The 13,109-nt window shown below is 61.1% G+C and carries 13 protein-coding genes and 1 tRNA gene; 8 read left to right on the forward strand and 6 right to left on the reverse strand.

Annotated elements, in window-relative coordinates:
* Positions 1 to 28 precede the first annotated feature (28 nt).
* Positions 29 to 102 (forward strand) — tRNA-Ile (locus ABIB14_RS03990).
* Here ABIB14_RS03990 and ABIB14_RS03995 read toward each other — a convergent pair.
* The gene (locus ABIB14_RS03995) at positions 84 to 1,079 is read right to left on the reverse strand and encodes a tyrosine-type recombinase/integrase (protein ID WP_354234221.1); all 996 of its coding nucleotides are present in this window, start codon (positions 1,077 to 1,079) and stop codon (positions 84 to 86) included. The two genes, ABIB14_RS03990 and ABIB14_RS03995, sit on opposite strands and share 19 nt — an antisense overlap.
* A gap of 398 nt (positions 1,080 to 1,477) precedes the next feature.
* Positions 1,478 to 1,681 (reverse strand): cold-shock protein, encoded by a 204-nt coding sequence (locus tag ABIB14_RS04000; protein WP_069951488.1) that lies wholly within the window; start codon positions 1,679 to 1,681, stop codon positions 1,478 to 1,480.
* Between the two features lie 80 nt (positions 1,682 to 1,761).
* On the opposite strand from ABIB14_RS04000, the gene ABIB14_RS04005 reads away from it, so the two are divergent.
* Positions 1,762 to 2,796 carry an IS30 family transposase gene (locus ABIB14_RS04005; protein ID WP_354234223.1) on the forward strand — a complete coding sequence of 345 codons (1,035 nt, stop codon included), beginning with the start codon at positions 1,762 to 1,764 and terminating at the stop codon, positions 2,794 to 2,796.
* A gap of 187 nt (positions 2,797 to 2,983) precedes the next feature.
* Here ABIB14_RS04005 and ABIB14_RS04010 read toward each other — a convergent pair whose 3' ends face one another.
* The gene (locus tag ABIB14_RS04010; RefSeq protein ID WP_354234225.1) at positions 2,984 to 3,223 is read right to left on the reverse strand and encodes a hypothetical protein; all 240 of its coding nucleotides are present in this window, start codon (positions 3,221 to 3,223) and stop codon (positions 2,984 to 2,986) included.
* A 90-nt stretch (positions 3,224 to 3,313) separates the two neighbouring features.
* Here ABIB14_RS04010 and ABIB14_RS04015 point away from each other — a divergent pair, with 90 nt between their 5' ends.
* Positions 3,314 to 3,502 (forward strand): hypothetical protein, encoded by a 189-nt coding sequence (locus ABIB14_RS04015; RefSeq protein WP_354234227.1) that lies wholly within the window; start codon positions 3,314 to 3,316, stop codon positions 3,500 to 3,502.
* Between the two features lie 187 nt (positions 3,503 to 3,689).
* Positions 3,690 to 4,529, forward strand: a complete 840-nt coding sequence (locus tag ABIB14_RS04020) for a glycosyltransferase family 2 protein (RefSeq protein ID WP_354234431.1) — start codon at positions 3,690 to 3,692, stop codon at positions 4,527 to 4,529.
* Positions 4,530 to 4,533: 4 nt separating this feature from the next.
* Here ABIB14_RS04020 and ABIB14_RS04025 read toward each other — a convergent pair whose 3' ends face one another.
* Together ABIB14_RS04025 and ABIB14_RS04030 are read right to left on the reverse strand one after the other, a co-directional pair.
* Positions 4,534 to 5,604 carry a glycosyltransferase gene (locus ABIB14_RS04025; RefSeq protein ID WP_354234229.1) on the reverse strand — a complete coding sequence of 357 codons (1,071 nt, stop codon included), beginning with the start codon at positions 5,602 to 5,604 and terminating at the stop codon, positions 4,534 to 4,536.
* The gene (locus tag ABIB14_RS04030) at positions 5,601 to 6,713 is read right to left on the reverse strand and encodes a glycosyltransferase (RefSeq protein WP_354234232.1); all 1,113 of its coding nucleotides are present in this window, start codon (positions 6,711 to 6,713) and stop codon (positions 5,601 to 5,603) included. The genes ABIB14_RS04025 and ABIB14_RS04030 overlap by 4 nt, the downstream gene beginning before the upstream one ends.
* A gap of 1,191 nt (positions 6,714 to 7,904) precedes the next feature.
* Here ABIB14_RS04030 and ABIB14_RS04035 point away from each other — a divergent pair.
* Together ABIB14_RS04035 and ABIB14_RS04040 are read left to right on the forward strand one after the other, a co-directional pair.
* Entirely contained in the window at positions 7,905 to 8,120 is a 216-nt protein-coding gene (locus tag ABIB14_RS04035; protein ID WP_354234234.1) for a hypothetical protein, read from the forward strand.
* Positions 8,121 to 8,842: 722 nt separating this feature from the next.
* Positions 8,843 to 10,033: an acyl-CoA dehydrogenase family protein gene (locus ABIB14_RS04040; RefSeq protein WP_354234236.1), complete on the forward strand. Its 1,191-nt coding sequence runs from the start codon at positions 8,843 to 8,845 to the stop codon at positions 10,031 to 10,033.
* 2 nt (positions 10,034 to 10,035) lie between these two features.
* Here the strand turns inward: ABIB14_RS04040 and ABIB14_RS04045 are convergent, their stop codons facing one another.
* A complete protein-coding gene (locus ABIB14_RS04045; RefSeq protein WP_354234238.1) occupies positions 10,036 to 10,611 on the reverse strand; it encodes a murein hydrolase activator EnvC family protein in 576 nt (191 codons plus the stop codon).
* 532 nt (positions 10,612 to 11,143) lie between these two features.
* Here ABIB14_RS04045 and rpsB point away from each other — a divergent pair.
* On the forward strand, positions 11,144 to 12,070 hold the full coding sequence (rpsB, locus tag ABIB14_RS04050; protein WP_354234239.1) for a 30S ribosomal protein S2: 927 nt from the start codon (positions 11,144 to 11,146) through the stop codon (positions 12,068 to 12,070).
* Positions 12,071 to 12,203: 133 nt separating this feature from the next.
* Positions 12,204 to 13,040, forward strand: coding sequence for a translation elongation factor Ts (gene tsf, locus ABIB14_RS04055; RefSeq protein WP_354234240.1), 837 nt, complete (start codon positions 12,204 to 12,206; stop codon positions 13,038 to 13,040).
* The last annotated feature ends 69 nt before the right edge of the window (positions 13,041 to 13,109 follow it).

Genomic DNA, 13,109 nt, shown 5'->3' on the forward strand with positions numbered 1-13,109 from the left:
GCACGGGCCAGGGCCGTTCCGGTCGTACGGGGCTATAGCTCAGCTGGTTAGAGCGCGGGACTCATAATCCTAAGGTCCTCGGTTCAAGTCCGAGTAGCCCTACCCGAAAATAGCTCTTGAACTGCGGAAACGTAGGTCAGGGGCTCTTTCGTTTTGATGTTCTCAGCTAGCAATCCTCGTGGTCTTTTGGACGTAGTGCTTCCGCGTGACGTTTTCGCTGGAGTGCCCGAGCTGGGCGGACGCGACGGCCAAGCCGGAGGAAGCTTCCAGCAGGTTCCGACGGTCTTTCGGAAGGTGTGCGGGGTCACGCACTCGAAGCCGGGCTCGTCGCGGGCAGAGCGCCACTGCTTGCGGAAATTGTTGGGGTCCCGTAGCGACCCGACGGCAGAGGGGAACACCACGTCCCACGGGTTGGCCTCCAGCTGCCCAATTTGCCGCCTCAGCAGCATTTCCACGGCGAAGGCCGGTAGGAAGTACCTTTGGCGGGAACGGGCGCTCTTAGGGTCATCCTGGATGGTCAGGCCCTGGCCCGGCATGTAAACGATGGTCGCGTTCACGGTGACTGTCGGCTTGAATGACTTCAGGTAGATGTCCTTCCAGCGGATCGCGGGGGCCTCACCAATCCGCGCGCCGGTGGCGAGCATGATGTCGACGACGTCGACTATGTCCACGGTGGGGTAGCGGCCGGCCTGCTTCTTGTTGGCCTCCCACTGGCGGAGGCCGGCGCGCAGCGCGCCGACCCCGGCGACTGTCAGGGCCCGGACCTCCTTGTGGTTGGTTGGAATCGTGGCGACGTCACGCAGCGGGGTCCCGTCAAGGGCGCCGTGCCTGGCTGCCAGGCCCAGCACGCCCGACAGGACGGTCTCGCAGAGCTTCACCGTGGCGTTGCCGTGGTTTGTTCTCATGGCATTGAGGAACCTGTCCAGGGTTGAGACGGTGGCTTCCAGGATCCGGATTCCGCCCGTGCCCGGGCGGACAAAGTTGTCCATGATGTCCCGGTACCGGCGCCGTGGGTTCAGAAGCCGGACAGTGTCCTCAAACACGGCCCACCAGATGACCGCGAGCTTTGTGATTCGCATGTCACCTGTTTTGATGTCTACTCCCGCCGGCATCGCACGGTCGGAAAGTGCGGCGATGAGCAGCCGCTAGGCTTTCGCGCCGCGGTCATTCTTTGATGGCGCTGTTGCCCGCGTTTCGACTTTCCGTGTAACACCGTCGAAGTCGCGAAACCTGGCAATGGCCCGCCAAACTCCAGGGCTGCCCCGGGTTTGCTAGGACCGCCCAGCAGCTCGAGGATGAGGCACTGAATGATGATTCACCGGAATCAGCCCAGTGTCGCCTGATCTGTCGCAACTGGTCAATAGGCTGTGCGGCGGCTACCGCCGGCTTAGCGTCATCGTGCCACATGTTTACTCTCGCCCACGGACACAGCAAGAGACTGGCCGGCCGCAACGGCTGACCAGTCTCTCTGGCATTGCTAGAGCGGCTGAATGTTCTCAGCCTGGGGGCCTTTGGGGCCCTGGGTGATGTCGAACTGAACCTTCTGGTTCTCGTCCAGGGACTTGTAACCGCTGGACGCGATTGCCGAATAGTGTGCGAACACGTCAGCGCTTCCGTCGTCAGGGGCAATGAAACCAAAGCCCTTTTCGGAGTTAAACCACTTGACAGTACCTGTTGCCATGCTTGATTTCCTTCACGGGTCGCTGGGCGGGGCGGTGTCATACCCTCGAAGCAACAACACGTTGAATAGAGGGATTGCCGGTGGCGCGCAGGGCGTTGAGTTTTTCGGATCGTGCGGATATCGCGGTAGGGCTTCAGGCCGGTAAAACGGATCGGCAGATCGGTGCCGACATCGGCCGGGACCACACGATCGTGTGGCGTGAACGCCGCCGGAATTCCACCAAGACCCGTGGTTACCGCCCCGTTACTGCGGACGTGTCGGCGGAGCGGAATCGCAGGCGTCCCCAGGCCCGGAAGGTGGACACGGATCCTGTCCTCGCGGCACGGGTGAAGGCTGATTTGTTCCGGTCCAGGACGCCGCGGCAGATCGCCGGGCGTTTGTGTTTGGAAGCCTCAGACCCCAGCGTGGAGACCATGGTGAAATCCCCTGACGCGCAAGGCCGGACCGTCTCCCACGAGGCTATCTACCGGTGGATCTATGCCTTGCCCAAGGGCGAGCTGGCGAAGTCCGGGATCCTGCTGCAGTCCAAGCGCACCAAACGCAAATCCCGCAAGCCGTTGGGTGAGCGGACAGGCGGGAGGATCATCGGCATGGTCAGCATCGATGACCGCCCGGAAGAGGCCGCGGACCGGCGGGTTCCGGGGGCGTGGGAAGGGGACCTCGTCGTCGGCAAAGCCGGCCGGAGCGCTGTCGCCACCCTCGTGGAACGGCACAGCAGGTTCCTGATCATGCTCGGCCTGCCCGAAGGCAAGAAGTCCGCGGGACTCGCCGATGTGCTGATCGAGAAGGTCAATGACCTGCCGGCACTGATGCGCGGATCGCTGACCTGGGACCAGGGCACCGAAATGGCCCGCCACGCGCAGCTGACACTGGCCACGGACCTGCCCGTGTACTTCGCCCATCCGCACTCACCGTGGGAACGGCCAAGCAACGAAAACACCAACGGCCTCATCCGGGAATACCTGCCCAAAGGAACCGAACTCCCCAGCCACCAGCCCTACCTTGACTCCATCGCGGATGAACTCAACGACAGACCCCGCGCCGTCCTCGGGTTCCTCACACCGCGGGAAGTGTTCACCAAGCTACTCAACGACGATGTTGCTAAGACGGGTTGACACCGCCCGGTTCCGCTTCTCGGAATACCGTCCCCGCCACTCACATGTATGAGCCTATGGGTGATCGTTTGCAGGGGCAACAGTTGGCGTCAAAAGCGGAGGTCGACGAAGCGGCTTGGCATCAGCTGGGGCCTAAGAGTGCCGAACCGTGAACCGGCCGATGCGGGGTTAGTGTTGCAGGTCTGCCTCAGGGTGTCTGAGAGCTGATCCATTGCCGGGCATCCAGCTCTCCGATCCGCCGGTACAGGGTGGCCCGCGACATACCCAGGTCATGGGCGACGTAGGTGGCTGCCTCACCGGCGTCGATGAGGCGGCCGGAGTTGCTGATCTGGCTGTCGCTGTGCCGCCGTCCGCCCAGATCCTTCCCCGCGGCCCGGCGTTTCGAGGCAGAGTCGTTGATGCGTTCGCGCTGAGTCTCAGGTTTCATCTGGGCCAGTGCCGCCATGACGGTTAAGACCCTTAATTGCATCGGGGTGCCGGTGTCCACATTCCGCCGCCCAGGTTCAGTACCCGAAGGTTGGTACCCCTGGCCCGCAGCGAGGCCGTCGCGAAGGATTCACCCTTCCGCAGCGGGGCGTTGAAGACCGAAACCGACGTGATCGAGATCGTCTTCGAATGGGTCCACCGGTACAACAACGGATGCCTGCATTCCGGCCTGGATCACCAGACGCCAGAGGAATATGAGCAAACGTTTTATGATCTATAAACCGGTCCGCTACCCGACGAAGCCGTCGACAAACAGGAGGCATGATTCCCCGAAAGGTTCATTGTAAATCTTCTATTCCGGGAACGTACGGTAGCAAACACAGGTAGCCATGTAATGCTGGTCCTATGGTATTCGCATAGTGTTGAGTATATAGGGGGTGTAATCATTGAATAATTTTTCCGTACTCGTGATAGTTCATGGCCGCGCTGATCACCTACGGCGTTTATTGACAGGCGTTGAGTCTTCGACAACGCGTCCTACTGAGGTGGTGATCGTCTATATGGACGATCCTTCTCCTTCTCCGGTGCGATGCAGTGTTCCTTTGCGCACCGTTCATATCTCCTCATCCGATCATGATGTGGGTTTGCCCTTGGCCCGCGCGCGCAACGCGGCCGCCGCAGCTGCAAACACCCCGAACCTTGTTTTTCTGGATGTAGATTCCATTCCCGCAGCCAGCTTGTTCTCCGCGTTCATCACAGCGTTAAATAACGAGAAAGTGCTGGCAATGGCAAAGCCTCGTTACCTCAGAAAGGCCTTGGAAACTTCGCAGGTGGTGGACGACGAACAGTTGTTCGAAAGATCTGTCCGACATCACACGCGCGCGGGACTACCAACGGAAACGACCATGTCGCGACATGAAATGTTCTGGTCCCTTGGCTTTGCTATGCATGCGTCAGCATTTTTTGGCGTCGGAGGGTTCGATGAAGGCTACAGCGGATATGGTGGGGAAGATACCGATTTTGCCTTTCGAGTGAGGGAGTCCGGGATCCCGATCCGGTTCGTTGAGGAACCGGTGTTCCATCAACACCATGGGGTATACGTCCCTCCGCTGAACCATTTCACGGCAATTATTTGTAATGCCCGCCTTTTTCGTGCGCGCTGGGGTGTTTGGCCTATGGAGGGCTGGTTGAAGGAATTCATGAAGATGGGGTTAATCTCTTGGTCCCCATCAGAATCCGTACTAACTGTCCGCCGCACTCCCACGCCTCAAGAAATAGATAACGCATTCAGCTTTGCTGCCTACTAGCGTCTTATCGCACTCTTGTTCCGAGGGCACAGACGTGAATCAGCTTATGGAGTTTAGCTGTGAAGTCTGCGGGCTTAACAAAGAGCGCTTTCGCTAGTCCCTCTGGGACGCTTAGTGCCGCTTGTTCCAAGACCTCTGACCAATTAACGGGCGATTCCCAGGTATCGAGCATTTTGATGTTCGCGCTGGTGTTCAGGTTCCGGGCGAAGGTGTGTTGTTCTTCAAAAGGTCTATCTTCGGGGACCAAAAGGACCGGTCTGTGACAGCTAGCCGCAGCGACTACGGCGTTATGACCGGCTGAACTAATAATTAGATCTGCCGAATGCATGATCGGAATTGGATCAGAAAGAACACCGTGGAGGATTAAATTTGCTGGTAGGGGCGTGCCATCAGCTTCAACGGCCCCAACAACTTCCCAGTCCCACTCAGGCGATTTTGCGGCGGCACAAGCCACATGATACAGCCGGATGGATGATGCCAGGGATGTCTGAACCACTACCCGAGATTTCTGTGCTGGGTTCAATTTGGTGGGATCGGCGGACGAGGAGTTTTCCGATGGTTGTGCTACGGAGAGGTAGTGGCTCTTATGACCGAATATTTCCATATGTCTTGGGTCTTCCAGGTCCGAGGGAAAATACGCAAAGAGGGCGTCGGCAAGTGAATATGCCATCTGATGTGCCTGGTCTCTCCGGTTCCCCGGCATTCGCCGGAAAGCCACGGGATACCCACTCAGTCTGGCGAAAAGTGCGACTTCCACCGACACGTCGACCATCACCACATCGGGATTGAACTCTTTCCATGCTCGGTTCAGCTCGGCGAATCGTTGTTGAATAAGATCACCGGTGGGGGCGAAATGCAGGTAGGAATCGCTGGAGACCTTAGCTGGGGGGGCTGCGCTACCCACATCAGGACTCAACTCGACATATTCCAAGGTGCCGTTCAACAGAGTATCTTTTCGAGGCCCCGTACTGGTTACCTGAAGGTCAAAAAGTTCGCTGGCTGCCACCTTCTGGGCGTGGCGCAAATGACCCGTGCCAAAATGGTGGGCGTAATAGGAGACCTTGTACCGGTTCATGATTTTTCTAGTACCAGTGATGGTAGGTTTTGTATCATGGAATGAAGTATTTTTTCATAAGCCTCGATCATTCCTGAGAGCGTAAACCCACTGGCCCGAGTCAGAACCTGCGCCCGGTCCATGTTTTTTGCCGTAGTTGCTGCCGCTGCGAGGGCTTCGCTGTCTCGGCTCTTAGCTATTGCTCCGCCGGTTGTTCCGATGAGTTCGCGCATGGCACCGGATGGCAACGCGGCCACTGGTGTACCGCAGGCCATTGCCTCGAGGGTCGTGAGCCCGAACGGTTCTTCCCAAAGAGGCGATGAGATAAAAACCTGGGACGAAGCAATCATGCGTTGGAGGTTTTGTTGATCAAGGTGACCCAGGTAAGTAATGTCATCGTCCAGTCGGGGCTCGATCATGGTCCGGAAGTATTCCTTGTTATGGATGGGACCTGCCAACCGCAATTTCAGTGAGGCCGCCCGGGCTGCAGCTATCGCCACATGCGTTCCTTTTTCAGATGCGATGCGTCCGCTCCACGCAGCTACCCCCTTTTGTGGTTCCGGCCGTCCGTGCCACCGATCCAGAGCGATGCCGTTATGGATGACGTCAAGCTCCGGCAACCATTGTCGCCACGGCTGTGCATTGGTCTGCGAAACAGTGACGTAACGGTTCAGCGAGTCAGGTCTCCTGTCGGCCTGTTTGAAGACTTCAATCAGTCTTGGCAGGGGCGGGGTGTGCAAGACATGAAGCGTGGGCAGCTGTACCAAGACGCGGTGCGGAATGGGGCTTAACGAGTTGTTCACTACTGCATCAAAGGAACCTGTGCGTATGAGCGTCACTGCTCGTTCCATGGCCCTATCGAGCATTTGAAGCTGTTCGTTAGACCGTTCGTCTTCCGGGTAGCCACGCACAACGAACCCGGATTGAAGTACGGATTCCAAACGGCAGCCGACCACGCTGCCTTCCTTGGCAAAGAGCGTCACCTCATGTCCACGATCGACCAGCCCGGAGATCAAGTGCGCGGTATGGGACTCCATGCCGCCAGCAAAAGGTGGAGTAATCGGATGATGCAGATGGGCTAATACCGCGATGCGCAGGGGACTGATCGTTTGCGGGATTTGGGATTTCATATCAGCATCAACATAACCAGCGGGCTCCTCTCATGTTGTTTGATGTATTTGAAACGGTTCCAGGATCCACACAGATTTCGTTATCATCTCACAACGCCCACCGGCGCTGCCCGAGGTTCAGTTAGCGGTCTGGGCCGGTATTTCGGGACCAGCTGAGCTGTCTTGTTATGGTCTCAAACTCGATTGGCTTCGGCTTGCCGAGCCGTTGCTGGCGCCGTAAGCGGCGGTATTTCCGGGGCGACGGCCGCCGGCCAGCCTACGGCTGTCCACCGAGGAACAGAGTTCGCGAGCTCGTAGTGTTCGAACGGGAAACGACTTTCAGACCCGTGCCGTAGCTCCCGCCACTGCCCAAACGCGGCGGCGCTGAGAAGATAAGACCACCCGGGTTGATGACCGCCGCGGTGTGCGATCTAGCGTGTTCCATCCGTGAGGCGCGGGCCGCGGCTGCTGGGCCAATCGGTGTCCTATGTTCCGCCGCGATGCCCTCGGACGGCGTAATCACCGCTGGTGGTCATCCGGGAAGGCTTCTGCATCCGCGATCCATGGGATCACTGTTTCCGGATGGAGGCTGGAGGCCTCGTCTTCGTCCAGGTGGGTCAAAACGGAAGCCCGTCAGTCCCGCCCGGAAGTCACCAAGCCGTTCGGCTGGACGTTGCACACCGTTCCCCTCATCGCAAAAAATCAGGCTATTGGGCCAGGAGTCCACCTCCGTTGCCTGGCCCGTCCGGCGTGATGACCCATCCCGGATCAGGGCCGCCCGTTCAGGTAAGCATGACGGTTCCGGATCGCGGCGCCGTAGTTCCGCTGGTGCGCCGGGCAGGAGACATAGCTGTGCTGTCCGCGCCGGATCGCCGGGCAGCAGTGCCGGCGCACCGCAGTATTTACTTCAAGCGCCCGCATCCGGAGCATAAATGGCCGCACGGCCATTGCAGGCGGTCCCGGGCTGGTGCCGGTCCGTCCGTGGTGGTGAGGCCATGGCACTGCCCCCCCGCCGGAAGTTGCCCTGTCCAGGTGAGTGCACACGGACTTCGAGGACTCAGCTGTTGAAGGAGGCCTGGATATCGTTCTCCTTGACGCCTAAGGGCAGTTGGAAACTGCGACTGAACACCCCGTAAGGCGCATGCTGGTCAGATTCAATCCTGCGTGGAATACTGGCTTCCCACCTCACCTCGTAGGAAAAGGGAGAAAATCGTGCTGGAGAAACTTCACGACATGGGCATCAAAAGCGAATATGCCTACATGGGCGGCTTCGCCTCAATCATCCTGTCCTTTATTTCCTGGGCAGTCAGCCGCGGTAACCCCCGTCATGACCGGGCCCAGTCAGACCGGTGGGGGATCTTCGTTGGACACTGGGCCCCCACTTTCTTCGCACTCGGTATAGCCCTGCGTCTCGAAGAGAAGAAGTAGCACTCGGGTTTTTGCCGTGTTTGGAGCTACAGCGGCTCTTCCGAATTGAGAGTGTAATCGGCCCGTGTGAGGAGCCCGGGGCGGGGAGGTTGTTTGGGCTGAGGTGAGGGCCTTGGGAGAAATCGGATTGTCTAGATCGTGCCTCTTCTACCCCAAGGCCTTCGGGATCAACGCTACCTTCCAATGCCCTGACCTCCTGTTCAGCGACGGCCTCCATACCCACGGCCGAGGGCCACGGGCTGCTGGCCGTGGCTATCGGCAACGTCGGACCTGCCCCGCGGCCGTACGCGTCCTCAGCAATTTCTTCCGCGTCGCGTAAGCCGATCGTGTAGCGGGTGACGATAACCGCGCAGGCGCAACAAAGCCGCGCTAGGTCGCAACAATCACGACGAACCCATTGCCAGCGGCCCGTGTAAGGACTGCGGCAGTGACCACACCGAAGAGCACTCATTCGTAATCCTAAGGTCCTCGGTTCAAGTCCGAGTAGCCCTACGACGTGGCGGCATTTCCTGGACAGTCCGCGTCCCCGGGGCCGCAGCCGACGTTTCCGCGGTGGCTGCGGCTCCGCGCCCGGCCGCACCCGGGGCCGGAAACCGGTCGGAGGTGTTCCCGGTCACTTGCCACCCTGGCGGCGACTGAGATATGTTACTCGTGAGTAACATTTCCGCCGGCGCGACGCCTGCGCCCTTTTGATCTCCACTGATCACAAGTGAAGGAACAACATGTCCAAAGCTGCAATCGACATCAACAACCTCCCCTACGCCGATGGCGACTTCTTCGCGTTCGAGCAGTTGCTCAGCGGCAAGGAACAGGACCGGCTCGCGGAGGTGCGCGAGTTCATGGCCCGCGAGGTGAAGCCGATCGCCGTGGACTGCTGGAACCGCGGCGAGTTCCCGATGGAGCTGATCCCCAAGCTCGCGGAGATCGACCTGGTTAGCCCGGTTAAGCGCCAGGGCTACTCGAACCTCTTCGCCGGCATCCTGCACGCGGAGGCAACCCGCGCGGACACCTCGATCGCCACCTTCATGGGCGTGCACGACGGGCTCTTCACCGGATCCATCGAGGCGCTGGCGTCACAGGAACAGCAGGAGGCCTGGCTGCCGGACATTTACTCGCTGAAGAAGATCGGCGCCTTCGGCCTGACCGAGCCACTGGGGGGCTCGGACGTTGCCGGCGGCACGCGCACCACGGCCCGGCGCGAGGGCGACAGCTGGATCCTCAACGGCGCCAAACGCTGGATCGGCAACGCGACCTTCTCCGACTGGGTAGTCATCTACGCCCGAGACCTGGCCGACAACCAGGTCAAGGGCTTCCTCGTGGACACCAAGACCGAGGGCTACAGCGCCACCAAGATCGAGAACAAGATTTCGCTTCGCAGCGTGCAGAACGCCGATATCACCCTCGAAAACGTCGTGGTGCCGGCGTTCTTCAAGTTGGCCAATGCCAACAGTTTCCGGGACACCAATAAGGTTCTCAAGGTCACACGCCTGGCCGTCTCCTGGCAGGCCGTCGGCCAGCAGCTCGCCGCGTTCGATGTCGCCCGCCGCTATGCCGTCGAACGCAGCCAGTTCGGCCGGCCGATCGCCTCCTTCCAGCTTGTCCAACACCAGCTCGTGCAGATCCTCGGCAACGCCGTCAGTTCGATGGGCTTGATGGTCCGCCTGTCCCAGCTTGAGGACGAGGGCGTTGCCAAGGACGAGCAGTCGGCCTTGGCCAAGGCGTTCACGACGGCACGGATGCGTGAAAGCGTCGCCATCGGCCGCAGCCTTCTTGGCGGCAACGGCATCGTCACGGACTACGAGATGGCCAAGATTTTCTCCGACGCCGAAGCGATCTATTCCTACGAAGGCACCCACGAGATCAACACCCTGGTCGCAGGCCGGGCCATCACCGGGATTTCCGCCATCGTCTAAACTCACGGGCGGGGCGCCGCCTCCCTGGCACTTCTCGAATCGGGCCCCATGAGCGGAAGCAGGACGGAGGGCCGCAGGTCCATCACGAAGGCCAGCGGGTTGAGGTACTCGTCGCCGCGCCGCACACCCCAGTGGACGCAGGGAGTTCCGCCGCAGTGGCCGGGCAGTGCCCGGCCCAGCACGGAGCCCCGGGCGACGGCGTCGCCGGGCCGTAGGGCGCTTTCGACGGGTTCGAAACTGCTCCGCAGACCGTCGCCGTGGTCGACAGTGAGCACCGGGCGGTCCACCACGACGCCCGCGAAGCTGACCCGGCCCGGTGCCGGCGAGGTGACCGGCGCGCCGTCGTACGCCGCCCGGAGGTCCACGCCACGGTGTCCGCTGAGCCACGGCCGGTCCGGCGGGTCGAAGCCGCGCAGCACGGCAGGCCTAGGGGAGAGCGGCCAGCTCCAGCCGGCGGCCGGTGATGCCGGCGCGGGAGCGACGGCACCGGGCAACGGAACCCGCGCTGGAACCGGCCCCGGAACCAGGCCCGGAATCCCGACCAGCAGCAACACCGCGAGCAGAGCGGAAACCTTCATGCCGCCAGCCTGCGGCGGCCGGCCATGGCCCGGAAGGCCCCGAAGCGGCTATGTGGATCCAGCCCGGTGCCGGCACCGATTGGGCCCGGCTCCGGCCCCAATCAGAGCCCTGACTGACGCCCTTAAGCCCACCGGCGGCCGGCCCGAAGGCCGCCCGGAAACCGTCCGTCCGGGCAGGTCTGCTGTAGTACACTTGGTGGAGCAGTTTGCTGTGCCCTCGTGCCTGTTTCCACTTGTGTGTCCGGTTTTTCCTAGACAGATCTTCCGGCAGATTTGTAGACAGGCAGCACGTCTCATTCAGGAGTGCGGGAGCGGCGGCTGACTACGCGTATCCAGCCCTCCCTGTCCGAAGCCCGGCTTCCGGGTGCGGAGGACTGCGCCTCTTACGGTCCGGCCCCTCGTGGCGGGATGAGGGGTGCGGTGGATGCCAGGAGTAACACCCGCCTGGGTGTTGCTAAATAACCGTCAACTATTGGCAGGGTAAGAGAGCCTAGGGCTTTCTCATGAATGACCTGCCGGAAGGAGCGTCGGCATGCCCGTCGTAACTATGCGCCAGCTGCTTGACAGCGGCGTCCACTTTGGACACCAGACCCGCCGTTGGAACCCGAAGATGAAGCGTTTCATCTTCACGGAGCGCAACGGCATCTACATCATTGACCTTCAGCAGTCACTGTCCTACATCGACCGCGCCTTCGAGTTCGTGAAGGCCACCGTTGCACACGGCGGCACCGTTCTCTTCGTCGGCACCAAGAAGCAGGCACAGGAAGCCATCGCCGAGCAGGCCACCCGCGTCGGCCAGCCGTACGTCAACCAGCGTTGGCTCGGCGGTATGCTCACCAACTTCCAGACGGTTTCCAAGCGCATCCAGCGCATGAAGGAACTCGAAGAGATCGACTTCGACGACGTCGCCGGCTCCGCTTACACCAAGAAGGAACTGCTGCTCCTTCGCCGTGAGCTGACCAAGCTGGAGACCAACCTGGGCGGTATCCGCAACCTGACCAAGGCGCCTTCGCTCCTCTGGGTTGTCGACACCAAGAAGGAACACCTCGCCGTGGACGAGGCCAAGAAGCTGAGCATCCCGGTTGTGGCCATCCTGGACACCAACTGTGATCCGGATGAGGTTGACTTCCCGATCCCGGGTAACGATGACGCCATCCGCTCCGTCAATCTCCTGACCCGCGTTGTTGCCGACGCCGTGGCTGAGGGCCTGATCGCCCGCCACAACCGCGCCACCGGCACCACGGAAGCTCCCGAAGAGCCGCTGGCCGAGTGGGAGCGCGAGCTCCTCGAAGGCAGCAAGGCGGAAGCTGCCGCTCCGGCCGCCCCTGAAGCTGAGGCCCCCGCCGCAGAAGCTCCGGCCGCTGAAGAGGCTGACGCCCCTGAAGCTGAGGCCCCCGCAGCCGAGGCTCCGGCCGCTGAAGCTACCGAGGCTGCTCCGGCTGCCGACGAAGCCAAGTAGCCAGACAAATAAATCTGGATCTCCCCCCGCGACGCTTGCGGCGCTTGGGGTACTGACAGGATGGCTGCCCACTCGGTGGGCAGCCGTCCTGTTGGTCCGTACACCACACAAATTTCTAGACAGAGGGGTTCACATGGCGAACTACACTGCCGCTGATATCAAGGCTCTGCGCGAGCGTACCGGCGCCGGCATGATGGATGTCAAGAAGGCTCTTGACGAAGCCAACGGTGACGCCGAGAAGGCCATCGAAATCATCCGCATCAAGGGCCTCAAGGGCGCGACCAAGCGCGAAGGCCGCTCCACCGCGGAAGGCCTGGTTGCTGCCAAGGTCGACGGCGGCATCGGCGTGATGATCGAAGTCAACTGCGAGACCGACTTCGTCGCCAAGGCGGATAAGTTCATCCAGCTCGCCGACAAGGTGCTCGCCGTTGCTGTCGAGTCCGGTGCTGCCGACCTTGACACCCTGCTGGCCACCGAGGTCGACGGCAAGCCGCTCTCAGAGGTTGTCATCGAAGAAGGTGCGATCCTGGGCGAGAAGATTGTTGTCCGGCGCATTGCGCGCGTCGAGGGCGCCACTGTCGATGCGTACCTGCACAAGACCTCCAAGGACCTTCCGGCCCAGGTCGGCGTGCTGTTCGCGGTTGACGGCAAGGGTGAAACGGCTTCCACCGCCGCCCACGACGTCGCCGTGCACATCGCCGCGATGGCTCCGAACTACCTGACCCGCGAGGACGTCCCGTCCGATCTGGTCGAGTCCGAGCGCCGCATCGCCGAGGAAACCGCGAAGGCCGAGGGCAAGCCCGAGGGGGCCATGACCAAGATTGTGGAAGGCCGCGTTACCGGCTTCTACAAGGGCGAGGTCCTTGTTGACCAGGCATTCGCCAAGGATGCCAAGAAGTCCGTGGCGAAGGTCCTCGAGGAGGCCGGCGTAAAGGCAACCGCGTTTACGCGGTTCCGCGTAGGTTCCTAAGTAACTTCCGCTGAGGGGTGGTCACTGCGGTGGCCACCCCTTTTGCATGCGCCCGAAGAACGCGGGGAC

Origin of the sequence: Arthrobacter sp. UYEF3 (assembly GCF_040546245.1) — a bacterium.
Taxonomy (GTDB): domain Bacteria; phylum Actinomycetota; class Actinomycetes; order Actinomycetales; family Micrococcaceae; genus Arthrobacter.

Bases quoted from the DNA above. Each gene is read 5' to 3' on its own strand.
- ABIB14_RS03995 (WP_354234221.1), bottom strand. From the start codon at position 1,079: ATGCGAATCACAAAGCTCGCGGTCATCTGGTGGGCCGTGTTTGAGGAC.
- ABIB14_RS04000 (WP_069951488.1), bottom strand. From the start codon at position 1,681: ATGGCAACAGGTACTGTCAAGTGGTTTAACTCCGAAAAGGGCTTTGGT.
- ABIB14_RS04010 (WP_354234225.1), bottom strand. From the start codon at position 3,223: ATGAAACCTGAGACTCAGCGCGAACGCATCAACGACTCTGCCTCGAAA.
- ABIB14_RS04025 (WP_354234229.1), bottom strand. From the start codon at position 5,604: ATGAACCGGTACAAGGTCTCCTATTACGCCCACCATTTTGGCACGGGT.
- ABIB14_RS04030 (WP_354234232.1), bottom strand. From the start codon at position 6,713: ATGAAATCCCAAATCCCGCAAACGATCAGTCCCCTGCGCATCGCGGTA.
- ABIB14_RS04040 (WP_354234236.1), top strand. From the start codon at position 8,843: ATGTCCAAAGCTGCAATCGACATCAACAACCTCCCCTACGCCGATGGC.
- ABIB14_RS04045 (WP_354234238.1), bottom strand. From the start codon at position 10,611: ATGAAGGTTTCCGCTCTGCTCGCGGTGTTGCTGCTGGTCGGGATTCCG.
- rpsB (WP_354234239.1), top strand. From the start codon at position 11,144: ATGCCCGTCGTAACTATGCGCCAGCTGCTTGACAGCGGCGTCCACTTT.
- tsf (WP_354234240.1), top strand. From the start codon at position 12,204: ATGGCGAACTACACTGCCGCTGATATCAAGGCTCTGCGCGAGCGTACC.